Source organism: Polaromonas glacialis, from assembly GCF_000709345.1.
GTDB lineage: Bacteria > Pseudomonadota > Gammaproteobacteria > Burkholderiales > Burkholderiaceae_C > Polaromonas > Polaromonas glacialis.
Genome location: NZ_KL448323.1, coordinates 3,754,677 through 3,777,127 on the forward strand (window position 1 = coordinate 3,754,677; position 22,451 = coordinate 3,777,127).

The window sequence follows — 22,451 nt, forward strand, 5'->3', positions numbered from 1 at the left end:
ACTTTCCGAAAACGGCCTAGCGTGCGACGTCACGCTAACGCGGCACGATCCAGTCGCCGGTAGCCGTCAGCCGGGTGAAGTCGGGTGCCTTGTACTGCATGATGAAAGCGCCCTTCGAGCCGTAGCGCTGGTCGGGCCCGAGTGTGAAGCGCGGGTAGGCTGTCGCGATAGCGGCTTCGTCTGCGGCTTCGACCAACTCGACAAAATACTCGCGCGAATAACGCTCTCGCATGGTCTGCAGCGCACGCACGCTCACTTCGCAGGCCGAATAAGTATTGCCCTGCAGGCGGCTTAGTTCGGGCTGCAGCAGCAGGCCCTGGCGGGACATCCAGTGGCCGGTATTGAGCACTACCGTGTCGCTTCGGCGTTCTGCCGACGCATAGGGGTAAACCATCCAGGCGCGCTTGCGCCAAGCCATGGCGAGCGGGGCTGCGTCAAGACCGGCCAGCTCGCCAGAGACGATGACCCGGCCAGCGCGCGGCGGGGGGGCCGTCTCGGTGAAATGGCGCAGCGCTCTTGGCTTGAGCCACAGCACCAGCGCGTCCCGCCCGGTCAGTGCGGCACCCAGAGCGCGGTCGGCTTGCGGATCGTGCAACTGCTGCTCAATTTCGGCCGTGACACCCAACTCGCGCAGCCGTCGGTTCAGAGCCTGCACCGCCAGCAGCGCAGCCTCGGTGTCATCGCTGCGCTGCACAATGCGGCGCCAACCGCCAGCCGGTGCTTCATCGGCCAGCCGCTCGGCCAGCGTGGCGGCTTCCAGACTCACGCCGCGCGAAAAGTAAAACGACCAATGAGATGCGAGCGTGTCGTCCACGGCTGCCGTGTTGGGCAGGACGCAGGGCATTTTTTCGCGCTCGCAGAACTGGTGGATTGGTATCCAGCTGCCGCCGCCGACGCCCGATACGACGGCGAAGACGGGTTGCTGGTGCTGGAGCTTTGCCAGTTCCTGCGGCCACTGCGCCGGGTCGGCCCCGAGTTGCCACACATGGTGCTGCCAGGGCCTTAGCGCATGGGGCTGGCCGGTAGCGCGGGGGCTGCGTTCTGCCAGGCAGCGCGAGATGATGTTCAGGGTGGCCTCGCGCTGATCGGCGGGGGCGTCGGCGGTGACGATGGTTGCCAGGTGCAGCGACTTGTCGCCGAGGCCCGGAGCCTGCCCCAGCGACAGCGTGTCAAGGTAGGCCAGCAGTTGCGCCAGCGCTGCTGCATCGAGTTCGTAACGCGGCATCAGGTAGCCCATGGCGGCGCCGGACGCGCCCACGCCAGTGCGCAGCGCCTGCGCGAAACTTTCCGCCGTGTAGGCGGCGCGGGTGTGCGCCGGGTGCTCGCTGCGCGTCACGCCGCTGGCCACGCGGCCAATGCGCTCTGCCGCGCGCTGGCCGGGCGCGCGCAGCACTGCGCCGATCACGGGCGGAATCAGCTGGTTGCCTTCGGCGCCGCCTACGCCGCTGGCCCGGTGGCAGCTGATGCAGGCGGCCGATGCACCGGCCACGCGCACGCCATCGATTCGGGTGCCGTGCAGCGGCGCTCCGTCGGCGAGCGTGCCGTCGCGGTAGATGCGCTCGCCGCGCTGCACATCGAGCAGCGCCTGATCGCTGCCTGCGGCGGCTGTGGCAGGCGCGGGCAGCGCCGCCAAAACAAGCGCCGTGGCTGCCAGGCTGCGCCGGGCCAGCCCCATGAGCGCCCAGGCCTGGTTCATGGCGAGGCGGCTGCAAGCAGCGGGCCCTGCGCCTCGCGGATCAGCCGGTCCGGTGAGGCGAAGCCATCGAGCCGCACCCACTGGCGCGCGCCCAGCGGTCGCACAAAGGTGACCGGCGTATGGCCCATCTTGTCGGGGCGATAGACGTTGAAGGCGCGCTGTATCGCATCGATCGCACCCTGGCTGCCGGTATGGAAGCTCCACTGCGGCCCGGCACCGAAGCGGCCGGCGTACTCTGCCAGGCGCGCCGGCGTGTCCTGGCCCGGATCGACCGATATGGAGACCATCTGCACCTGGCCGGCCGCGCTGCCCAGGCGCTCCTGGGTGGCGGCGAATACCTGCGACATCGGCAGGCAGATGCCGGTGCAGGTGGTGAACACAAAGTTCAGCAGCACAGGCCGGCTGCTGTCGAGCGCAGCGTCGAAGGCGCTGAGCCTGCCACTGTGCAGGCGCACCGGCACTGACGGCAGCCGAACCTGAACGATGCTGCGTGAAAGCGCGCCAGCGTCGGTCGCTGCGCCGCTCGCGGGTGGCGTCGTGTGCGGGCCCTGGTGGGCAGAGGCGGCGGTCGATCCAGCGATCAATCCGGCCACGGCCGCAAAGGCCGTGAGAAAAATCCGCCGCGCGCGGCGGACCCGCGGTGAAAAGCGATGCATGAGGGGTTCCTTGGCGTGGGGTCGATGGGTTCGGCAGCGTTCAGGTGACGATGAAGCGGCGCATCATTTCATGGTCTTCATGCGACAAGATGTGGCAATGCCAGACGTATTCACCCGGTCGCGCGAAGTTCACCAAGATGCGTGTGACTTCGCCGGGATAGCTGATCACGGTGTCTTTGCGGCCCGCCTCGTTGGGTTCGGCAGGGCGCGCAGCGCCGGACATGGCGATCTTGGTGAGGTAGCCGCCGCCGTAGCTGCCGCCAGGCCCCATGGGTTTGTCAACCACGGTGCCGGTGAAGGGCTGGCGGCTGAGGATGCGGAAATCGACCAGATGCAGGTGAATCGGGTGCGCGTCCACGGTGGCGTTGTGCAATTCCCATATTTCGGTGCTGCCAGCGGCCATGGTCTCGGTCACCGGGTCAGCATAGAAGAAGGTGCCAAAGGCCGGGTTTGCCGGATTGCCCGCTGCCGGATTGACCGTTCCCAGCATGGTCTGCAGGCGGCCCAGCGGGTCGGTTCCTTCAAACAGCATCAGCTTGCGCTTCGCCACGCCCGCCGTGCGCAGGGCTGGCAGCAAGCCATGGATGGGGCGCAGGTAAACCGGCAGCACGGACGGGCGCACATCGCGGTTAAGCGGCAAACTGACTTTGAAGGCCATGATCTTGCCAGCCGTCAGCGGGTCCACCGGATCGCCGTTGGGAAAGGGGCTGTTGGCGCAATTGCCGACCGTCAGGGTCTGATTGGCCAGGCCGGCGAAGTCGATCACCAGATCGGCGCGCTCGCCCGGCGCCAGCACCAGGTGGTTCAGCGCAACGGGCGCGTCCATCAGGCCGAGTTCGGTGCCGACCTGGTGGAAGCCGAGCGCATTACCGTTGGCACGTTCAAACTTCAGGTCGTAAAAACGCGAATCCGAGCCATTGAGCAGGCGCAGCCGGTAGGGGCGCGGCTCGACCTCGCACTTGGGCCAGGGCACGCCATTGACGAGGACGAAGTCGCCAAAGAACTCGGGCAGGTGGGTGATGGCCGGCGCGTTGGGATACATCGCCAGGTCCGAAGACGGGTAATGCACCTTGCCGCTGGCATCGAACATCCGGTCTTGGATCAGCAGCGGCAGCTCGTAAGCCTGCGAGGGCAACATGCCGCGCTCGATCAGGTAATCCTCATTGGCATCGCGGATCAAATAATTGCCGGCCAGGCCCATGCTGACGTTGAGCCGGGTCACGCCCAGCGCATGGTCGTGAAACCACAGGTGCCCGGCTTCCTGCGTGTTGTTGAAGAGGTAGGGCGTGCTGTACAGGCGGCCGCGGAAGTCGGGCGTTCCGTCGCGGTTGGCATCGGGCGTGGACCAGCCATCGGGCAGGCCGTCGGCAGCGGTATCGGCACTGCCGCCGCCATGCCGGTGCGCCACCAGCGGCACCGGAGCTTGGCCGCCCAGATTGCCCGGGTTAGCCCACATCAGCGTGGTGTCAATCGGCAGCCGGTGCGCAAGCGGCGCGCCGCTGCCATTGAGCAGTAAATTGACATAGCTGACCTGAATGCTCGAGCCGGATCGCACAGCGAAGGTCCGTGCCGGCGAGGTCGGCGCCTGACTGGCGGTGCCGTAACCCCACAGCACCGTGGTCAGCGGCTTGTTCCTGCCATCGACGAGGCCGATATTCGAGTTGAATTCCTTGATCTGCAGGCTGTAGCTGGCCAGGCCTGCGCTGGGAGCGAAGCGGTTGATGGCGCTCAGGGGATTGGGCAGGGTCTCCCTGAATTTGGGATGGGCCGCCGCGTCGAGCAGCGTCACCGCCGTGCCGGGCGCGGCTAGCGTGACCGGCCCGATGCCCTGCGCCACCGTTGGCAAGCTGACAGTGGGGCTGAAGGATACGGTCCCAGCGGTCGTCGCAGTGACCAACTGCGCATGGGCTTTCAGGCCGGTCAGGCTTGAGGCGCCGACGGCTACCACGCCGGCGAGAAATGTTCGGCGATTGGTGACCTTCGTCTGGCCGGTGTTGTCCGCATCGGCGGGAATGAGGTCATGATCGTTGCTGCTGGATGAGGCCATGGTTGTTCTCTTGTCAATTGATTTCCCGGCCCGCGTGTCCCAATGCGCACGGCAGCCGGTCTTAAAACCTTAAAAAACCAGACAAGAGTTCACCCATCGAGGTGCCGGTCTCATCGGGAGCATCAGCGAGGGCAAAACATATTCAAACAATTGCCTTGAATATGTTTCTAATAACCGCGCTGAATTCAGTTTCTTGCCAACGTTGACAGTGGTCAATGCCCTGTAGAGCTACCCGGCGCTGTTGCCTAAATCTGCGTGAAAAATATCTTTGAGATCAAAACCTTGCGTGAGGCTGACTCTTGCTTTTTGCCGCCAGCATCAAAAAATCAGCATTTTAAAAATTCTAAGTTGTTGATTCAAAAGGATTTATTTTTTGCAGCAACGCCAGCTACCGATTCAGGATGGATGCAGTGAATAAAAATACCCGGTGACTTTGCATTCACTGATCGTGTGCATCAGGCTGAATAACGATTAGCACCAGCGCTTTGAGCTTGCACCGGAGCTGCCGACAGGAATGAATGTGGAAATTCCAATATGCAAAAAATGTAACTTGATGAAACCTATACCGTGTTCGGAAAGTTTGAGGTACTGATGTTGCACAAGCCGGTGGAGAAATTTTTTTCACCACGGAGGTGCGCTTCTGGGGCGCTGCGGCACAGCATCGTCTGGGTGCCGCTTCAGTGAGGTAATCACCCGGTTTGACCAGAATGACGCATGCCCGCCACACCTTCACCAATGGGCAGTGGGAGCGTATTGCCCCACAGCTACCGCCTTGCCAAGGTCGTCTCGGAGGGAAACCAAGGGATTTTTTCAATGCACTGCTTTGGATGGCCCGCACGGGCACGCCTTGGCGCGACCTTGCCGAGCGGATGGGGAAGTGGAATATGGTGCATCAGCGCTGGGTTTATTGGTGCGACAAGGCGCACTTCGAACGTCATTTTCTGGGCGTGCAGCAGCCCGACATGAAGGAGGTGATGATGGACTCGACGTGCTGCCAGGCGCATCAGATCAGCCAGCGGTCCAATACAAGACCCTATAGCCGTGTCCCAGCTACCGCTTTCCCGCTCTCAACCAACCGGCTGCATGCCGTGGACCAGCAGCAACTCGTTCGGCCCTTCCCAGCCCCCGTCGGGCAGCTGGAAAACCTCCAGCTGCTCCTCCATGTCTTCCCATGCGGCTTCGCGGGCTTGCGGGTTCAGGTGGTTCAAGATCTGCACGATGGGCGACGCCGACGTGCGGACAAAGTGCAAGTAGTCGCGCGCCGACGGCAGCTGGAACGGCGCGTAAATCCGCTCCGTGGCCACGCCGGTGAATCCGGCCTGTTGAAAATAGTCTTCCAGCAACCCTGGCTTGCCCAGGCTCAGCAGCCCGCCCGGCGTGAACGGATCGCGTGGCCCCAAACCCGCATGCCGGCAAGCCGTGGTCATCAGGATGCCGAGGCACGGGTTGCGCTGCGGCTCCGAGAAGACCAACACGGCGGCATGCCCGCCCGGGCGCAATACCCGGTGCATCTGGCGCAGCGCCCCCAGGGGATTCGGGCACAGCATCAGGCCGAGCCGGCACACGGCCGCGTCAAAACCGGTTTCGTCGAGCGCTAGGTCTTCGGCGTCGCACACTCGCGTCTGCACCTGCGCCAGCCCGGCTTCATGCGCATTCTCGCTGGCGAACTGCAGGATGGCCGGGGAAATGTCGGTGGCCAGCACCCGGCCGCCTTCGCCCACCCGGTGGGCAATGGCCAGCGTCTGGTCGCCCGCGCCGGCGGCAACGTCCAGCACCCGCATGCCCAGGCCGATCCGCGCCGCGCCGAGCAGCGCCGCCGTGGGGGCGGCGAGCCAGTTGTGGATCGCCGGTGTCTGGTGGTTCCAGCCGCTGGCCGACTCGTCCCACGCCTGGCGGACGGCGTCCTTGAATTGTTCGGGGCTGGCTGGCGCCATGCGGACCTCCTGCGGGTGGATTGCGGTCCCGCCAGTCTGCTACCAAAGCGCAGCCCGCGCAAGCCGCCATTGCAGGGCGTGGCCGCTGGCGGCGCGTCGATAATCAGCACCGACCTGCCGCCGCCCAGAAAGACACGATGCCCTTGAAGATCCCGCCCCTGCGCCATGACCATTGAACCGCCGCTGCCGGGCGGTTTCCTGTCGCTTCAGCATGCCCGGCCTTTCGTGCTCGACGACGGCGCGTCCCGGTCGCTGCATTTCACGATGGGCGAGCTGCAAAGCCGCATGCGCCTGGACAGCCCCTGCGCGCTGGAGGTGGACTACACCCGCACCATGATGGGCTTTTTGCTTTTCAACCCGGCCCCCGCGCACATCGGCATGATCGGGCTGGGTGGCGGCTCGATCGCCAAGTTCTGCCACCGCTTCCTGCCCGCCAGCCGCATGACGGTGCTGGAGATCAACCCGCATGTGATCGCACTGCGCAACGACTTCCAGGTGCCGCCTGATGGCGAGCGCTTCGAGGTGCTGGCGGCCGACGGCGCGATGTATCTGCAGTCCCATGCGCCACGTTATGCGGTGCTGCTGGTCGATGGCTTTGACCACAATGGTCAGCCCGCCGCGCTGTGCAGCCAGCGCTTTTACGACGACTGCCTGGCGGCCCTGCCGGACGGCGGCGTGCTGGCCGTCAACCTGCATTACGACCATCCCGACTACCCGCTGCTGTTCGAGCGCATCCGCCGCAGCTTTGGTGGCAACGCGGTCGAGATCATGACACTGGAAAAGAGCAATTCCATCGTGTTTGCCCGCAAGGGCGAGCCGATTTCCCCGCAGGCGCTGAACCTGGGCGCCAGCCTGGCGGGGCTCGATGCCCAGGCGCGGGCAACGTTAAAGCCTGAACTGGCGCGCATGCTCTGGCAGATGAAAAACCTCGACACCGGCGACGACCGCTGAAGGGAAGGGCAGGCCAGTTGTAGGAAGCCTGCAAGCGGCGTTTGCGGCCTTGTCCGACGCTTTGGCCGCAGGCTGGCACGCACACTGGGGTATCAGCGTGCTTCAGCGCGCTTTTTCAACCCTAAAGGAATAGACATGACTGAAAAAACCGCATCCGTTCATTGGCAGGGCCAGGGCAAAAAGGGCCAGGGCCAGATCAGCACCGAAACCAGCGCGCTCAAGGCCTACCCCTACGGATTTGGCAGCCGCTTCGAAGACGACCGGCGCGGCACGAATCCCGAGGAACTGCTGGGCGCCGCGCATGCGGCCTGCTTCACCATGGCGTTCTCGTTTGCCTGCGACAAGGCCGGCTTTGCCACCGAACTCGTGGACACGCAGGCCAAGGTGCGGCTGACGGCCGAGGGCGACGGCTTTGTGATCGACCGCATTGCGCTGACGCTGTCCGCCGTCGTTCCCGGCATCACCGAAGCCCAGTTCCAGGAGATTGCCGAGGGCGCCAAGAAGGCCTGCCCGCTGTCCAGGGCGCTGGCCAGCGTGCCCGAGATCACGCTGTCGGCCAGGCTTGAAAACGCGCGCTGAACGCCATGGCGCAGAAAACCAATTTCTCGTTCGAGGTTCAGTACCCGGCCGATTCCAGCCGCAGCGAAGCGCAGCGCGATCAGCTGATGGACTCGCTGCAAGCCACCTTGCAGCAACTGCTCGCGGCGCAGGACCGCGAAGCCGAAGTGCTGGTCAGCGACAGCCACAAGGGCAGCGGCAACAAGCTGGTCGAGTTGACCACCACCCTGGAAGATGCGCCGCTTGCCGGCATCCTGAAGGCGTTTTCCGGCCAGCACGGCGTCAGCGTGACGGCCTTCGAATAGGCTGCGGCTTCAGGCGGGCAGGGCCAGCAGTTCCAGCAGCCTTGCCAGCGCATGGATCACGGTGGCCTGGCGCACGCTGGCGCGGTCGCCGTCAAAGCGCTTCATTTCAGTGACCGTGCCGCCTGGCGTGGCCCAGCCGAACCACACCGTTCCGACCGGCTTGTCCGCGCTGCCGCCGCCCGGGCCGGCGACGCCGGTCACCGCCACCGCCGCCTGCGCGTGCGAACGGGCCACCGCGCCCTGCGCCATGGCGCGCGCGACTTCCTCGCTGACGGCGCCGTGGCGTTCGATCAGCTCAGGATCGACATCCAGCAGTTCGGTCTTGGCAGCGTTCGAATAAGTCACAAAACCGCGTTCAAACCAGTTGCTGGAGCCGGCCAGGTCGGTGCAGGCCGCCGCGATCAGGCCGCCGGTGCAGCTTTCGGCGGTGGCCATGAACCATCCTTTCTTTTGCAAAATAGCAGACAAATCGACCGTTTGCGCAACAGGAGCGGACGCTTGATGCTCTTTTTTTAATAGCGTTTCAATCATGCGAAAAACCTCCACAGCGCAATCGCCAGCAGCGTGCAGCCGGCCGCCACCAAGTCGTCAAACATGATGCCAAAGCCTGCCCAGGTCCAGGCGTTGCGGCTCGTGGCCGGGTCCACGCCGTGCGACAGCCGGTCGGCCCAGCCGACCGGGCCGGGCTTGGCGGCATCGAAATAGCGAAACAGCGCAAAGGCGATGGCCTGCCCGAGCAGACCGGCCGGATTGATCAGCCACAGCACCGCCCAGAACGCGACAATCTCGTCCCAGACGATGCTGCCGGGGTCGAGCACCCGCATATTGCGCGCGGTAACCAGACAAACCCACCAGCCCAGCGGAATCGACACGGCAATCAGCCAGCCGATCTGTGGCGGCGACAGCCAGCGCTGCAGCGCCAGGAAGGACAGCCAGGCCCACAGCGTGCCGGCCGTTCCGGGGGCCACCGGGCTGAGCCCCGAGCCGAAGCCCAGCGCGATGAAATGCGCGGGATGCGCCAGCATGAACTTGGCGGTGGGCCGCAACGGGGCAAGCCTCACAGGGCCAGACGGCTGGCTGGCTACCCGCGGAGGGTCAAGAGGCAGTTCGTGATCAAGCATGCCGGGATTATCACGAAGATGGGCTGATCGGGCATGCGCCAGCAACGTGCCTGCGCCCGCCCGAAATCCGGACCCTCTTTGGTACGTTGCGGATGCGCGCGGCAGCAATCCCCATTGCCCGCCAGCGACATGCGACCGGCAGCCTGGTGGAACAAATAGTTTTATTAGTTGCATTAATTCAGTTGAAAAGCAGATGTCCGACGCGGTTCTCTGCCTTGCTGAGTTGAAATTAAAAGTAATTACTATTTTAAATTGATTAAAAAAAAGAATTTGACGACTTCAATCCATCAAATTCACTGCGAGCGAATAAACGATGGAGAAAACATTTTTTACGGCTCGAAACCCTCTGCGGCGGGTCATCAAACGCCTGCCAAAAAGCGGTTTCGCCATGGAGTTTTCATCAGCCGTTTGACCTTTTCATCCGCATTGGCAGCACTGCCAGCAAAGGTTCCGGTCATTCATGCCAGGCTATTTTTGGCAAGCGCTACCGCAGCTTGCCTGGTTACTCTGGACTGGCAATGCGAAAAATCGTAAGCAAAGTACGAATTTGAAAAATTCGGTTTTTAATGATTTTTTCAAATTTAGACTTCCTTCAGTCCTACACGTTCTGCGAAAAAGTCTGACACTTTTTCAGGAAGCTTGGCTTGACTGAACAAGAGACGTGACGGGCTTGAAAACGGTTTGCCTCTTTTTTTGGAGTGGTAAAAAATGTATCTGTCAACCCAGGCTTCGCCGCAGCAGTTGCGGCAGGCAGAGCAGGCGCGGCGCAACCGCCAGGACATCGTCAAGGCCTTGTCCCAGGGGCAAGTGTCGCGGCGCGATTTGCTCCGGTGGGGCGTGTTCACGGCGGGTGGCGGCCTGGCGCTCAAGAACGGCTTGAGCCCATTTGTCGGCAATGCCTACGGAGAAATTCCGACGGGCGTTCCCCGCTCGCCGCTGTTTGGCGCGGCCAGTTTTGACATGCCCATGCCACGCTGCGACCTGATGGAGCGAAAGAGCCTGAGCTCCCTGACCCCCACGCCGCAACAAGCGGCGAACACCACCCCGACCAAGGTCGCCGGGCCGGACGGCATCTTGGTGGACGGACCGATGGAGGGCCGGCCCCCCGGACCGATCTGGGCGCACCAGGGCTGGGGCCTCTTTCCACCCAAAGTGGCGGTTGAGCAATGGCAAAAAGGGGCTGAATCCTGCTTTGACTACCGCCCCGGCGTTAATTCCTATTCCAACTGCGACATTGATCCGGCAGTGGCGGTCAAGCCCTGCTTTCACCCCCGGATGCCCAATCAAAGCGAACAGGCCTTGTGGACCTTTGGCGGCACGGTTCCGCCCAAGCTGTTGCAGGGCCGCTATGGCGAGCCGATCTTGTTCAGGCACCACAACGCACTGCCCGCCAAAGTGAGCGCGAACGCCGGATTTGGCCGCAACACCATTTCCACGCATGAGCACAACGGCCACCACGGGGCCGAAAGCGACGGCTTCACCGGCGCCTTCTTTTTTCCGGGGCAGTATTACGACTACCACTGGCCCATCGTGCATGCGGGGTTTCGCACCATCAACACCAATGCCACCGATCCGCGCTGCGGCGCACCCGATGGCAACGGCGGCATCACCAAGCTGCCGGGGGACTGGCGCGAGACCATGAGCACGCACTGGTTTCACGACCACATGTTCAGCTTCACCTCGCAAAATGTCTACAAGGGCATTGCCGCGATGTTTAACCTGTACAGCTCGCTGGACCGTGGCAACGAAGCCATCAACGACGGCGTCAATCTGCGTCTGCCCAGTGGCACGGCGAAAGACTGGGGCAACCTCGAGTACGACGTCAACATCATGCTGTGCGACAAGGCTTCCGGCCAGGACGGCCAGCTGGCGTTTGACATTTTCAACTTTGACGGTTTCCTGGGCGACCTCATGATGGCCAACCTGGCCTACAAGCCGTATTTCTATGTCGAGCGGCGCAAATACCGCTTCCGCTTTCTGAATGCGTCGGTGGCACGCTTTTTCAAGCTTTCCCTGAGCAATGGCGCGCCGATGATCCAGATTGGCAACGACGGCAACCTCCTGCCGCGTGCGGTGCAGCTGAGCCAGCTCGACGAGATGGGCATCGCCGAGCGCTTTGACGTCGTCATCGATTTTTCCAACTACAGCGACGGCACCAAGATTCACATGGTGAACCTGGCCGAGCACAGCGACGGTCGGCGGGTGGCCAAGAACCTGTCGCTCAGCGAGGCGCTGTCGGGCCGATCGGATGATCCCTGCGTCGGAAAATTCCTTGAATTCCGGGTGCGCGGCACGACCCGCGCGGTGGACAACAGCCGCGATTTCAGCAAGCCGGGGGGCATGGACCTGATCCCCAATCCAGACCTGAGCAAGATCCCGGTCGCGCGCCAGCGCACCTTTGAATGGGGCCGGGGCGCCTCCCAGACCACCAAAGACCCGGTGTCATCGGCGCTCGGCCCCTGGGGCGTGAAAGTCGATGGCGGCGCCATGCTGGCGGCGGACTTTGGCCGCACCTCTGCCGCGCCCAAGAACGGCACCCGGGAAATCTGGACGCTGGTCAATGGCGGCGGCGGCTGGGACCATCCGATCCACATCCATTTCGAGGAAGGGCAGGTCCTGGCCCGCGACGGAAGCGCTAGCAAGGTGCCGCCCTGGGAGCGGGGCCGCAAGGACGTGTACCGCTTGCGCCCTGGCGGCAGCATCACGATCACCATGCAGTTCCGGGACTGGGGCGGCATGTTCATGGAGCATTGCCACAACACCGTGCATGAAGACAATGCCATGCTGCTGCGCTGGGATCTTGACCGAAATGGCGCCGCCGTGCTGAACCCGCTGCCAACGCCCATTCCCAAGCCCACGGGGGTGACGTTCCTGCCGCCGACCGACAGGCTGCCCACTGCAGGCTGATACGCCGCTTTGCCAAAAACCGTTCCCATCTACTCCGTCTTGATCCTGGAGGTCAGCCATGCGTACCGATCAGCTATGGAAAAGAGTCGTGCGTCCCCTGCTTGTCACCGCGATAGTTCTGCCCGCAGTGATTGCCCCGCTCCTGGTGCTTGCGGTGGTCCAGGGACCCACGGTGCCGGTACTGGTCGATGGGACTGTCAGTTCCGACACCGAAACCATCGCGTTTGGCGGAGAAATGACAATTTCCACGCGCGTCATCGACGACACGGTTTTCAACGGCCCGACGATGCTGGAAATGATTGTTGACTTCAGCCGGGTCAAGGGGCAGGGCAAGGCAAGCGGCAAGAAATTCACCAGCGAAGCCCAAGTGATCGTGCACCGGCCCTTGCTGGCCTTCGATGAGGTCGAGGTGATTTTTCCGTACACGCAGGGCAACGACGTGCATGCGGCCCGCAGCGCAATGGCGGTCATCAGTGCCTCGTTCAGTGCCAAGTCGGGCATCGTCCTGACGTCAAAAATCAAAAAAGTGCCGCTGGTCTAACCCGGCAACCACCGCGTCAGCGGCATGAGGCGCACCGCGTGCCGAGCCGCTGCCTGCCTAACCCAGGGAATTTCTCTCATGGACATGCACTTACCCTGCTGGAAAGCCGCGCTGAAAGCGATGCTGATGGCCATGGCAATGGCCCTTCCGTGGCAGGGCGCCATCGCGGGCACCCAGTGGGGCGCGGATTATTTTCCGGACATCGTACTGACCACGCAGGACGGGGACAAGGTGCGTTTTTACGACGACCTGGTCAAGGGGAAAAACGTCGCGGTCAATGTGATCTACACCAGTTGCAGGGACGAGTGCCCCCTGGAGACAGCGCGCATGGCAGAACTGCAGCGCCTGCTGGGCGAGCGCATGGGCAGGGACATCTTTTTCCTGTCGATCAGCATCGATCCGGAAAAAGACACGCCGAAGGTGCTCAAGGCCTATGCGGGCAAGTTCGGTGTGGGTCCCGGCTGGCTGTTCCTGACGGGCAAGAAGCAAGACATCAAGGTGTTGACCCGCAAGCTCGGCCTGTCGCGCAGCAGCGACGCCTTCAGCAAGGACGGACATGCCAGCAGCCTGATGCTGGGCAACGATCCGGGCGGCCAGTGGATGCGCAACTCGGCCGTGGACAACCCGCGTTTCCTGGCCGCAACCATGGCGAACTTCTTTGGCTGGAAAGACGTGGTGCCCACGGCCAGCTATGCCCAGGCGCGGCCGCTGGACCTCGGCAGGGCGCAGTTCACATTTGAAAGCCGCTGCGCTTCGTGCCACACCATTGGCCAGGGGGACCGCATCGGGCCGGACCTGAACCAGGTGACCGTGCGCCGCAGCCCGGCCTGGGTGGCGCGCTACCTGAAGGAGCCGGAAAAAGTTCTTGCCGAAGGTGACCCGAGCGCCGTGGGGCTGTCCAAGCGCTACCAGCAGGTCCGCATGCCGAACCTGCGGCTCGGCGATGAGGATGTGGCGGCGCTCATCAGGTACCTGGACCAGCAGGGCAAGCCTGCTGGAACGGCACGGGACACCCCTGTGCATGGGCAGCATTCGCATGCCCAAACCAGCGAGCCGTTGGCCCAAAAACCATAGCCCGCCCGTACTTCGCTTTGTCAAATGAATGCGTCAGGAGGTCTCGACAAAACATGCCATCCCCCGCCCTCAACTGGCCGGACCAGACGGCACCCCGTCCCGCAACGTCTTTGAAAACAACATCAACCGATATCGGTTGATGTTGGGCCAGAGTCACCGCACCGCCTGACGAGAACGGGCCGCGCTGGCGAGCAATTCCGTTCCGATCACCAGTATTTTTTGGTTTCTTTTAAGTTTTTACTGTGGGAATACACATCATGAAAATCCTCAAACTGAGAACAATCGCTTTTTCAATTGCTGCGGCGCTGTTGGCTCAGGCCTCGCATGCCGTTCTTGAAAGAACGGGGCCGATCGACACGGCAAACGGTTTTCCCCGCTGGTACATGGACACCACGGGTTTGACTTTTGAGTTGTGCCTGCCGCTGACGCAGGCCGAACTGGCAGGCGGGAATTGCCTGCTGCTTCCTGGCGATGCCCCAGCCACGCCCGAGGTATTCCCCGGACAGTTTTTCGATGAGCACTTCTTTTGGCATGCCGGTGCCGCAATGACGACCGCTAGTGGCGCCAAAGCGCTGTTGGTGCTTGGACTCGAAGCCGCCTTTTCAGCCGATGTCGCCCCAGGAAATCAGATCGCCTTTTCTCGCATCAGGGCCCGCCTGCTTCCGGTTCCGGTGACGGGAAATTACCGCTTCATTCACCCCTACGGCGAAGAAACGGCTTTTGGCACAGCAGGCGGGCGAATCTTTTTTACCGACGATGTGGGCATCGGCGCGCCAGGCGATTTCACGGGCGTAATGAAGGGACGCATCGGCCCTTTCCTGCTCCCATCGCAAACCCCCGGTGCTGCGGAAATTCCGCCAGTCGCCGGCCCGGTTCCCGGAAAGCGCTACATCGCCGATCCTGCACGGATCGGCCCGGTCACTGGCAGCCCGTTGCCCGACTTCCTGGGCAGTGACGGGAAGATGCACAACCACAACACCTTTCGCATCGAGGGGCCTGCGGGGTCAAACCTGGGCGGGATCGGTGTGGATTTCATCGAGACCACCGGCTTCAGCCTGATGGGCCGCATCTATACGGAACAGATACCCAGCCTGGTGGTCGCAGAACGTGCCACGTATGCGCGCAGCGGGGGCGATCAGAAGGTGGACGTCTTTGCGACGGCCTACCGCAGTGCGGGAAGCAGGCTGCCCGGCAGTGTCCGGCCTGCCGGCTTTGCCCCCGTGACCTCATTCTTCAACGAGCCTTGCGGCACCACCCTGGATGCGGCGGGCAAGTTGCTCGCCTACACCCCGCCGGCATCGAACGCGGTCGAGTCGCCCATGTCGGCCCAGATGAATTCCCGCTGGGGGCAGTCGCGCATCGCCTCGGGTGTGGTGCTTCCCGATTCCGTGTGCCTCAAGGACAACTCGGGGGTGAACGCCAACGGCCAGCCCACGCCCGCCTACCATCCGATTCCGCTCAATGACACCGTCAAGGTCACCGATGCCTTGTTCGATCCAATGAACTCGACACTGACCGTCAGGGCGACGTCCAGCGACCAGGTGGCCCCGCCAACACTGACGGTGGCCGGTTTCAATGCTCCCCTGAATTTTGGCAGTGTCACGATTTCGGGCGTGACTGCCCCGCCGGCCAAAATCCGGGTCCTTTCGTCCATAGGCGGGACGGGTGAATCCAGTGACGTGCCGACCGGCAACGCCGCCACTCCCCTGATTACGCAGGCGCCTGTGTCCAACTTGCCGCTCCCGCCCGCTGTCACGCCGCCCCCGCCGCCAGCGCCCCTGCCGGTGGCGGTTGTCCCCAATCCAGCCGAGACCATCGCCGTCACGGCGGCAGATTACGTGGTCAGCAAGAACCGCTGGAAAGTGGACGGTACCACCAGCGTTGCCACTGCGCACAATCTCACGCTCAAGCTGTCGGGGGTGGTGGGCGGGGTGCCGTGCAATGCCAGTGGCCGGGTGATTGGGACGACCACGTCGATTGGCAATGCCTATGCATTCGATTTCCTGAATGCCGTCGGCCCTTTCGATCCACGAAACAACAACTGCACGGCAATCAGGGTCGAGTCGGCGCTGGGCAACGTTTCCCCGAACACAACCTTTCGGATTAAGTAAAAAGCGCAGCCGCTTCATTCATCCATCAGGGAGACGACATGACCATCGACCGTCCAGGCGTAATTTCTGCTGCTGGCCATGCAGGCCAGCCGTTACGGCGTGCAGGCGTCTTGACAGAAACATTGGCGCCGTCGCGTCTGCGGGTCGCCAGGGCACGGCTGAAAACACTGTTTTTACTGACCGGCGCAACGGCCATGCTTTTGTTCGCCATCAGGGCGCCGCATGCCGACACGCCCCTGAACGCCATGGCGCTGAAGACGGTCGCCGTGCCCGGCCCGTCATCGGAAATCCTGGATGAATTCATCGCGGACAAGTCTGCCGCCATCGAGCTGGGCAAGGCGCTGTTCTGGGACTCCCGGGTGGGCAGCGACAACAAGACCGCCTGCGCCACCTGCCATTTCAGCGCCGGGGCCGACAGCCGTGAAAAAAACCAGCTCAGTCCGGGCCTGCTCAGAAGATTTCCAGGCTCGATGGCAATGAATCCCGACCGGACGTTTCAACTGGGCAGCGGCCCCAACCACCAGTTCACACAGAGTGAACTCGATTCGGTCAGCAGCGGTGATTTCCCTTTCACCCGATTTTCGACGCTGTCAAGCAATGAACCGGCCGAGCGAACCGACATCAATGACGTGGCCTCGTCGCAGGGTGTTTTCAATGGCACCTTCGACAAGCTCAACGTCACCAAGAAGGATGCAGCCGCCGATAGCTGCAACTATGGGGCGGACCCGGACGGCTTTCATCTGGGAGCGATGGACAGCCGCCGGGTCGAACCGCGCAATACCCCCACCGTGATCAATGCGGTCTTCAATTTCCGGAACTTCTGGGACGGGCGCGGCAACAACGTGTTCAATGGCGGCGACCCGTTTGGACTGAGGAACCAGAGTGCCCTGGTATGGAAAAAGGAGGCAGGCATCCTTCGCAAGGTCAAGGTCGCGATTCCCTCGTCATCGCTGGCGTCCCAGGGTTCCGGCCCGCCCCTGTCGGGAACCGAAATGAGCTGCGGCGACCGGACGTTTGTGCATCTGGGACAAAAGCTGCTGGACCAGAGCATCCTGAGCGGCCAGGAAATCGACCGGGACGACAGCGTGCTTGGAAAATACTCAAAAAACCGCCCCGATTACCGGAATCTGGTCAAAAAGGCCTTCAGGCAGCCCTACTGGCAGTCGCCCGACATCATCCGTTTCACCCGGGCGGATGCAAAGGAATTCAAGTCCATGGACCTGGTTCCGCGTCGCGCCTCGCGGCCTGCTGCGCCCCTGGACGAGAAGGTCAGCCAGATGGAGGCCAATTTTTCGCTGTTCTTCTCGCTGGCTTTACAGATGTATCAATCAACGCTGGTTGCCGATGACAGCCGGTTCGACCAGTACGCCGCAGGCGACACCTCCAGGCTCAACCAGAGCGAGCGCGCAGGCTTTGCCATTTTTCAGGGCAAGGGGCACTGCATCAATTGCCACGGCGGCGCCGAACTGACCAATGCATCGTTTCGCAACGTCCTCAAGGAAAGACTGGAATCCATGGTCGTGGCCAGCGGCAAGACCAAGACGTACGACAACGGTTTCTACAACATTGGCGTGCGGCCCACCCTGGACGATATCGGCATCGGCGGCACTGACGGGACGGACGCATCCCTGCCTTTGTCGGAGAGCATGCTTTTCGCCATGAAAGGCCCCGCCGGCCAGGCAGAAGCGGCCAGCTTGCTCGGCAATGGCTTCAATCCCGGCAAGTATTCCGTACCCAATGTGGCGGATGTGAATGTGAATGGCGCCTTCAAGACCCCCGGGCTGCGCAATGTCGAGTTGACCGGGCCCTACTTTCACAACGGCGGAAAGGCCACGCTGATGCAGGTCGTGGATTTCTACAACCGGGGCGCAGACTTCGGCAAAGACAACCGCGAAAACCTCGCGCCCGACATTGAGCCGCTGGGCCTGAGCGAAAACGAGAAGATCGACCTGGTGCGCTTTCTTCTTACCCTGACGGACGAGCGCGTCCGAATGGAAAAAGCGCCCTTCGACCATCCTTCGCTTTGCCTGCCCAATGGGCATTCGATGAACGCATCGGCCTCGCCCAACGGTATCAACGCAGCCGATGAAACCATGTGCCTCAAGGAAGTGGGCCGCAAAGGCCGGACCGCCGGCATTCGCCCGTTCATGAATCTTTCACCGTTTTCTCACTAGGACTTTCGCAGACCCGGTACCTCGGCGGCTTGTCATGACCACACGCAAAGGAAACGCCATGATTGATTTTTTGACGAAAATTTCTCAAGCCCGGCCAGGACTTGTCACTAGCCGCCGGGCGGCGTCTTGCGCCCTGGCAGGGCTTGCCACCAGCATGGCGTCCTCGTATCGGGCGCGGCATCGGCGCAGAACATCGACAATCCGCCGCTCCTGCCGCAAGACATCACCGTCTTTCCGGAGCGCGATTTCACGTCGATCAGCGGGTTTGCGCCGAACGCGACCTGCTCGTGCAGCTCCGGCGGGGCGGGGTGGTCAGCGATGCCGTGGGACGCACCGATGCGACCGGCTTTCTGGAGGTGAACCACCCGGGCGGCGTGTGCTGGAGGACCGTCACGCCCGACATCGTCCCGGCCGACGTGGTGCGGGTCACCTACCGCGATACCGCCAACAACCGCTTGAATGTGCCGACGGTGGTCATCGGTTCGGGTGCGGCGGCCACGACGCAGAACGTCACGGCAACGCAAGCCTTCGATGCCGGAAACGGCACCGTGGTGATCAAGGGCAAAGCCCAGCTGGCCAATGGCAACCGCATTGCGCTGGACCGGCTCGAAGTCAGGATCGTCAATCCTGAATTCATAGGCGCGCCGGGCAGCCGCATCGGAAAGCGCGACATTCGCGCCGACAGCGCTGGCGGGCGCGTGGACGGTACCAACGGCAACCCGATCCCCGGGACCCGCGGCACGCTCGCCTATGACGGCACCGCCACCACGTTCACCGCCGTTTTCAGCGGCCTCAATGCAGATGAACGCCTGCTGGTGGTCGAAGGACAAACGCGCGTCATGGGATGGCAGCAGACCACGGCGGCAGGCGACCGGCTCGGCATGACCATCTACGAGGTCGGCGAGTCCGGAGGTCCCGGCCTCGGCGGTTGCCCGCCCGGGCCCAATGGCGTGGTGCTTCCGAGGGCTCCGAGTGCGCCCGTCTTCTACCAGCCGGCGTCTTTGCTGGACGCTGCCAATCCGGCCAATCAGCCGTCCCTCCAGGCTGTCACCGTATTTCCGGAGCGTGATTTCATCTCGATCGAAGGCTTTGCGGCAGGAACCGACCTGCAGGTCGTCGTGCGCCGGGGCAATTCCGCCGCCCCGGTCGTCGGCACGGCCCGGGGGCATCGTCGGCAGGGGCGGCCTGTTTGAAGTCAACCACCCCGGCGGTGTCTGCTGGACCGGACAGACGCCGAACATTGTTCCCGGTGACATGGTCGATGTGTTCAAGGTGGTGGACATGGGGTTTTTCGCCGGGCAGACACAGCGCGTGATGGACGCCCGGATCACCCGGACCGCGTTTGCCACGGCCGCCGGCGAGGTACGGATCAATGGAACCGCCGTAGACGCCAGTGGCGCGCCCCTTGCCCTGGGATTGATGGAGCAGCGCAGCATCAATCCGGACCTGAACAACACCCGCATCGGTCGCCGCGACATTCGCGCAGACACCACCGGCGGGCGGGTGGAAAACATCCCTGGCGCTACCGGCAGGCTGCTTCGCACGGGCGATGCCATCACCAGCAATGAGTGGCGGGCGGTCTACACCGGCCTGAACGCGACCGAGCAGCAACTGGCGTTGGCTGGAGAAAGCCGCGCAATGGCCTGGCTTTCCACCAACGGCAACGGGGACCGGTTCGGCATGACGATTTTCGAGGCTGGCGCGGTCGGTGGCCCGGGCATGAGCGGCTGTCCGGCGGCGGGCAATGCGTCAATCGCGATTCTTCCTTGATCGCTTCTGCGGACTCAGGCGAAGTGGTCGAACGATTGGTACGGATTGGAAACGGCCCGGCCCTGGCCGTCAACCAGTCGCAGGCCGCGCTCGCTGTCAATCCGGCCGATGCGGGTGACCTGCGTTCCCGACTGAAGCGCGGCAGCCTGTACCACCTCGCGGGCTGACACCGGCGCGGTGAAGGCGAGTTCATAGTCGTCGCCGCCCGAGAGCACGCATTCCAGCTGTTTTTCCAAGGAAATAAGGCCATCTGCGCAAGATGGGTGGGCGCAAGAAGCTATTAAATCAATAGCAATCGAGGTGTCCAGCGTGGCGCCTACGCCCGACGCCTTCAGGATATGCCGCAGGTCGCCGAGCAGGCCGTCGCTGAGGTCCAGCGCCGCCGAGGCCACGCCGCGCAGCGCCTGGCCCAGCGCAACGCGCGGCGTCGGCTGCTCCAGCCGCTGCCGCGCTTGCGCCAGCAAGTCGGCTGGCAGTTTGACGCTGCCGCGCAGCGCGTCGAGCGCCAGCCGGGCATCGCCCAGCGTGCCGCTGACATACACGTCGTCGCCGGCGCGCGCGCCCGAGCGCAGCAGCGCCTGGCTTTTTCCACGGACCACCGGTACTTCGCCAAACACGGTGATGCAGATGTTCAGCGGCCCTTGCGTGGTGTCGCCGCCGACCAGTTCGCAGCCGTGGGCGTCGGCCAGCGCCAGCAGGCCGCGTGAAAATGCTTCCAGCCAGGCGTCATCGGCGCGGGGCAGCGCCAGCGCCAGCGTGAAGGCCAGCGGCGTGGCGCCGCACGCGGCCAGGTCGCTCAGGTTGACTGCCAGCGCCTTGTGGCCGAGCGCAAAAGGGTCGGCATCGGCAAAGAAATGCCGGCCCTCGACCAGCATGTCGCTGGAAATCGCCAGCTGCGTTCCCGGCGCGGGCTGGAGCAGCGCGCAGTCGTCGCCCACGCCCAGCGCGGCGCGGCGCGTGGGGCGCGTGAAGTAGCGCGCAATCAAGTCAAATTCACCCATGGCGGCAAGCATACAGGGCAAGCTTGTCCGCAGGGCGTGGCACGTTTCAACACACAAGGTCCCTTCATCGCACTTTTTGTATTGGTTTTCTTGTCAATAACCCTAATTTTTGAAACATTTGATACATTTCTATGAACTACTTACATTCGAATAAATTTTCAGAAATAAAGTAATTTTCAAAATCCATCAAATATTCATACAACCGCTGCAGCTACATCACCAGACATGACCATTTACAGACGAACACCGGCAGGCACTGCCGCTGCACTCAATCCCCGGTCAACGCTGCCGCGCAAGATGCGAACTTTGCTGATCGCCATTGATGGGCAAACCGGCGAAAGCACCTATGCCAGCGGCCTGTCGTCTTTTGGCGATGTACCGATGCTGTTGCATTCGTTGATGGATGCCGGCTTGCTGGAGCTTGCATCGGCTGCACAAACTCCCGGCGCGGACCAGTCCAACCGGCCGTCCGGCATAGCGGACGCCAGATTTTCCGGGAGCGACGCCGAAGCGTTCCGCAACGAATCAAATGGCCTGGCCACTGCTGGTGCCCTGGCCCGGTTGAACAATGCTTTTCGCCCCCCGAAGGCGCAAGCGCCCATCTCCGAAAACATGGACATGTCCGGGTGGGCCGGTCTGCAGCAGACCCTGGCTCCAGGCGACCGGCCATTGTTCAGCCCTGCTGGCCTCGTGCCCACGACAGCCCAGCACCAGCTGCGAAAAGTGATTTCGCTGATGAGCGATTTTGTGATGACGCACCTGCCAGAGCAATGCCTGGCGGTTGTGCTGGCGCTCGAAGATATCAAGTCGATCGAACACGCCATCGCCAGCCTTCAGGGCTACGAAGCACTGATTTCACCTGTCGGCGAGCCTGCCCGCATGCATCTTGCCGAGCTGCGCATAGCGCTCGCCACCCCTTAGCTCTGCGCTGCCCTGCGCGGCCTTGACCTGATTTTCAATTTCACAGCCCAAGAGGAACATTTCAATGTTGATTCGCCTTATCTATGTCAGTACATCGCAGGACGGCGTGGACCTCGACGAGTTCAAGCGTATTTTGTTGCAAGCGCAAGCCAACAATGAACGCCACGACCTGACCGGCATGCTGGCCTTCAACAGCAAGATTTTTCTGCAGGCGCTGGAAGGCGATCGTGACCAGGTCAATGACCTCTATAACCGCATCGCGCGAGACCCGCGGCATCGTGCTGTCACCATACTCAGCTGCAAGGAAATCCAGGAGCGCCACTGGTTCAACTGGTCGATGGGTTTTGCCGCGCCGAATGCCGACAACCGGGCGTTGTTCTTGAAATACTCGCAGAAAAGCGCCTTCAACCCCTACGCAATGGGCTGTGATGCGGCTGAAAAAATGCTGATGGAACTGGCTAACACCACCATTGCCATGACCCAGCCGCAGTCCCAGGCATCAGGAAGCGCTGCGGGTGCGCCGCTGGCGGCACCCGCGCCTCAGCCGCCCCTGTCCTCAGCTGCCAGCACCGGCATCTTTGCCCGCTTCCTGAAGAAATGACCCTGACAAGGACCTGGCGCCTGCGGGGGCAGACACCTCGCCCCAGTTTATTTTGGGATGCAGTGAAGAGACGATGCCGCCGC

General features: G+C 62.7%; 20 protein-coding genes and 1 pseudogene. 14 read left to right on the forward strand and 7 right to left on the reverse strand.

Features of this window, described 5'->3' with window-relative positions; all coding sequences use genetic code 11:
• Nucleotides 1-34: 34 nt before the first annotated feature.
• Genes EC86_RS0118400 through EC86_RS0118410 form a run of 3 tightly spaced genes read right to left on the reverse strand, consistent with a single transcriptional unit; the run spans nt 35 to nt 4,399 of the window.
• A complete protein-coding gene (locus EC86_RS0118400) occupies nt 35-1,696 on the reverse strand; it encodes a c-type cytochrome (protein ID WP_029527322.1) in 1,662 nt (553 codons plus the stop codon).
• Nucleotides 1,693-2,352, reverse strand: a complete 660-nt coding sequence (locus tag EC86_RS27160) for an SCO family protein (RefSeq protein WP_051676054.1) — start codon at nt 2,350-2,352, stop codon at nt 1,693-1,695. The genes EC86_RS0118400 and EC86_RS27160 overlap by 4 nt, the downstream gene beginning before the upstream one ends.
• 40 nt (nt 2,353-2,392) lie before the next feature.
• The gene (locus EC86_RS0118410; protein WP_051676055.1) at nt 2,393-4,399 is read right to left on the reverse strand and encodes a multicopper oxidase family protein; all 2,007 of its coding nucleotides are present in this window, start codon (nt 4,397-4,399) and stop codon (nt 2,393-2,395) included.
• A 255-nt stretch (nt 4,400-4,654) separates the two neighbouring features.
• On the opposite strand from EC86_RS0118410, the gene EC86_RS28970 reads away from it, so the two are divergent.
• Both EC86_RS28970 and EC86_RS30580 read left to right on the forward strand, forming a co-directional pair.
• Complete coding sequence (locus EC86_RS28970) at nt 4,655-4,813, forward strand: hypothetical protein (RefSeq protein ID WP_156955357.1); 159 nt, start codon at nt 4,655-4,657, stop codon at nt 4,811-4,813.
• 293 nt (nt 4,814-5,106) lie between these two features.
• Nucleotides 5,107-5,322, forward strand: a pseudogene (locus EC86_RS30580) (transposase); the annotation flags it as partial.
• A 144-nt stretch (nt 5,323-5,466) separates the two neighbouring features.
• On the opposite strand, the gene EC86_RS0118415 reads toward EC86_RS30580, so the two are convergent.
• Nucleotides 5,467-6,333: a class I SAM-dependent methyltransferase gene (locus EC86_RS0118415; RefSeq protein WP_029527325.1), complete on the reverse strand. Its 867-nt coding sequence runs from the start codon at nt 6,331-6,333 to the stop codon at nt 5,467-5,469.
• Nucleotides 6,334-6,498: 165 nt separating this feature from the next.
• On the opposite strand from EC86_RS0118415, the gene EC86_RS0118420 reads away from it, so the two are divergent.
• From EC86_RS0118420 to EC86_RS0118430, 3 genes are all read left to right on the forward strand, one after another.
• The gene (locus EC86_RS0118420; protein WP_051676056.1) at nt 6,499-7,284 is read left to right on the forward strand and encodes a spermine/spermidine synthase domain-containing protein; all 786 of its coding nucleotides are present in this window, start codon (nt 6,499-6,501) and stop codon (nt 7,282-7,284) included.
• A gap of 135 nt (nt 7,285-7,419) precedes the next feature.
• Nucleotides 7,420-7,863: an OsmC family peroxiredoxin gene (locus EC86_RS0118425; RefSeq protein WP_029527327.1), complete on the forward strand. Its 444-nt coding sequence runs from the start codon at nt 7,420-7,422 to the stop codon at nt 7,861-7,863.
• Between the two features lie 5 nt (nt 7,864-7,868).
• Nucleotides 7,869-8,147: a hypothetical protein gene (locus EC86_RS0118430; protein ID WP_029527328.1), complete on the forward strand. Its 279-nt coding sequence runs from the start codon at nt 7,869-7,871 to the stop codon at nt 8,145-8,147.
• A 9-nt stretch (nt 8,148-8,156) separates the two neighbouring features.
• On the opposite strand, the gene EC86_RS0118435 is transcribed toward EC86_RS0118430, so the two are convergent.
• The gene (locus EC86_RS0118435) at nt 8,157-8,678 is read right to left on the reverse strand and encodes a CinA family protein (RefSeq protein ID WP_029527329.1); all 522 of its coding nucleotides are present in this window, start codon (nt 8,676-8,678) and stop codon (nt 8,157-8,159) included.
• The gene (locus EC86_RS0118440) at nt 8,675-9,172 is read right to left on the reverse strand and encodes a phosphatidylglycerophosphatase A family protein (RefSeq protein WP_036773518.1); all 498 of its coding nucleotides are present in this window, start codon (nt 9,170-9,172) and stop codon (nt 8,675-8,677) included. The genes EC86_RS0118435 and EC86_RS0118440 overlap by 4 nt, the downstream gene beginning before the upstream one ends.
• Before the next feature lie 804 nt (nt 9,173-9,976).
• Between EC86_RS0118440 and EC86_RS0118450 the strand changes: the two genes are divergently transcribed.
• From EC86_RS0118450 to EC86_RS0118480, 7 genes are all read left to right on the forward strand, one after another.
• On the forward strand, nt 9,977-12,175 hold the full coding sequence (locus EC86_RS0118450; protein WP_051676057.1) for a multicopper oxidase family protein: 2,199 nt from the start codon (nt 9,977-9,979) through the stop codon (nt 12,173-12,175).
• Between the two features lie 58 nt (nt 12,176-12,233).
• Nucleotides 12,234-12,716, forward strand: a complete 483-nt coding sequence (locus tag EC86_RS0118455) for a hypothetical protein (RefSeq protein WP_156955358.1) — start codon at nt 12,234-12,236, stop codon at nt 12,714-12,716.
• A gap of 78 nt (nt 12,717-12,794) precedes the next feature.
• Complete coding sequence (locus tag EC86_RS0118460) at nt 12,795-13,790, forward strand: SCO family protein (RefSeq protein ID WP_051676058.1); 996 nt, start codon at nt 12,795-12,797, stop codon at nt 13,788-13,790.
• Nucleotides 13,791-14,047: 257 nt separating this feature from the next.
• Nucleotides 14,048-15,901 (forward strand): hypothetical protein, encoded by a 1,854-nt coding sequence (locus tag EC86_RS0118465; protein ID WP_029527336.1) that lies wholly within the window; start codon nt 14,048-14,050, stop codon nt 15,899-15,901.
• 38 nt (nt 15,902-15,939) lie between these two features.
• The gene (locus EC86_RS0118470) at nt 15,940-18,075 is read left to right on the forward strand and encodes a cytochrome-c peroxidase (RefSeq protein ID WP_084181438.1); all 2,136 of its coding nucleotides are present in this window, start codon (nt 15,940-15,942) and stop codon (nt 18,073-18,075) included.
• A 287-nt stretch (nt 18,076-18,362) separates the two neighbouring features.
• On the forward strand, nt 18,363-19,268 hold the full coding sequence (locus EC86_RS0118475; RefSeq protein WP_029527338.1) for a hypothetical protein: 906 nt from the start codon (nt 18,363-18,365) through the stop codon (nt 19,266-19,268).
• Between the two features lie 61 nt (nt 19,269-19,329).
• Nucleotides 19,330-19,845 (forward strand): hypothetical protein, encoded by a 516-nt coding sequence (locus EC86_RS0118480; RefSeq protein WP_029527339.1) that lies wholly within the window; start codon nt 19,330-19,332, stop codon nt 19,843-19,845.
• Nucleotides 19,846-19,859: 14 nt separating this feature from the next.
• Here the strand turns inward: EC86_RS0118480 and thiL are convergent, their stop codons facing one another.
• The gene (thiL, locus tag EC86_RS0118485; RefSeq protein WP_029527340.1) at nt 19,860-20,846 is read right to left on the reverse strand and encodes a thiamine-phosphate kinase; all 987 of its coding nucleotides are present in this window, start codon (nt 20,844-20,846) and stop codon (nt 19,860-19,862) included.
• A gap of 306 nt (nt 20,847-21,152) precedes the next feature.
• Here thiL and EC86_RS0118490 point away from each other — a divergent pair, with 306 nt between their 5' ends.
• Both EC86_RS0118490 and EC86_RS0118495 read left to right on the forward strand, forming a co-directional pair.
• A complete protein-coding gene (locus EC86_RS0118490; protein WP_156955359.1) occupies nt 21,153-21,767 on the forward strand; it encodes a hypothetical protein in 615 nt (204 codons plus the stop codon).
• Between the two features lie 64 nt (nt 21,768-21,831).
• A complete protein-coding gene (locus EC86_RS0118495) occupies nt 21,832-22,368 on the forward strand; it encodes a BLUF domain-containing protein (RefSeq protein WP_051676060.1) in 537 nt (178 codons plus the stop codon).
• Nucleotides 22,369-22,451 lie beyond the last annotated feature (83 nt).

Coding starts and splice junctions, on each gene's coding strand:
- EC86_RS0118440 (WP_036773518.1), bottom strand. CDS start 9,172: ATGCTGGCGCATCCCGCGCATTTCATCGCGCTGGGCTTCGGCTCGGGG.
- thiL (WP_029527340.1), bottom strand. CDS start 20,846: ATGGGTGAATTTGACTTGATTGCGCGCTACTTCACGCGCCCCACGCGC.
- EC86_RS0118480 (WP_029527339.1), top strand. CDS start 19,330: ATGGTCGATGTGTTCAAGGTGGTGGACATGGGGTTTTTCGCCGGGCAG.
- EC86_RS0118425 (WP_029527327.1), top strand. CDS start 7,420: ATGACTGAAAAAACCGCATCCGTTCATTGGCAGGGCCAGGGCAAAAAG.
- EC86_RS0118495 (WP_051676060.1), top strand. CDS start 21,832: ATGTTGATTCGCCTTATCTATGTCAGTACATCGCAGGACGGCGTGGAC.
- EC86_RS0118465 (WP_029527336.1), top strand. CDS start 14,048: ATGAAAATCCTCAAACTGAGAACAATCGCTTTTTCAATTGCTGCGGCG.
- EC86_RS0118450 (WP_051676057.1), top strand. CDS start 9,977: ATGTATCTGTCAACCCAGGCTTCGCCGCAGCAGTTGCGGCAGGCAGAG.
- EC86_RS27160 (WP_051676054.1), bottom strand. CDS start 2,352: ATGCATCGCTTTTCACCGCGGGTCCGCCGCGCGCGGCGGATTTTTCTC.
- EC86_RS0118415 (WP_029527325.1), bottom strand. CDS start 6,333: ATGGCGCCAGCCAGCCCCGAACAATTCAAGGACGCCGTCCGCCAGGCG.
- EC86_RS0118430 (WP_029527328.1), top strand. CDS start 7,869: ATGGCGCAGAAAACCAATTTCTCGTTCGAGGTTCAGTACCCGGCCGAT.
- EC86_RS0118455 (WP_156955358.1), top strand. CDS start 12,234: ATGCGTACCGATCAGCTATGGAAAAGAGTCGTGCGTCCCCTGCTTGTC.
- EC86_RS0118460 (WP_051676058.1), top strand. CDS start 12,795: ATGGACATGCACTTACCCTGCTGGAAAGCCGCGCTGAAAGCGATGCTG.
- EC86_RS0118435 (WP_029527329.1), bottom strand. CDS start 8,678: ATGATTGAAACGCTATTAAAAAAAGAGCATCAAGCGTCCGCTCCTGTT.
- EC86_RS0118410 (WP_051676055.1), bottom strand. CDS start 4,399: ATGGCCTCATCCAGCAGCAACGATCATGACCTCATTCCCGCCGATGCG.
- EC86_RS0118470 (WP_084181438.1), top strand. CDS start 15,940: ATGACCATCGACCGTCCAGGCGTAATTTCTGCTGCTGGCCATGCAGGC.
- EC86_RS0118420 (WP_051676056.1), top strand. CDS start 6,499: ATGACCATTGAACCGCCGCTGCCGGGCGGTTTCCTGTCGCTTCAGCAT.
- EC86_RS0118400 (WP_029527322.1), bottom strand. CDS start 1,696: ATGAACCAGGCCTGGGCGCTCATGGGGCTGGCCCGGCGCAGCCTGGCA.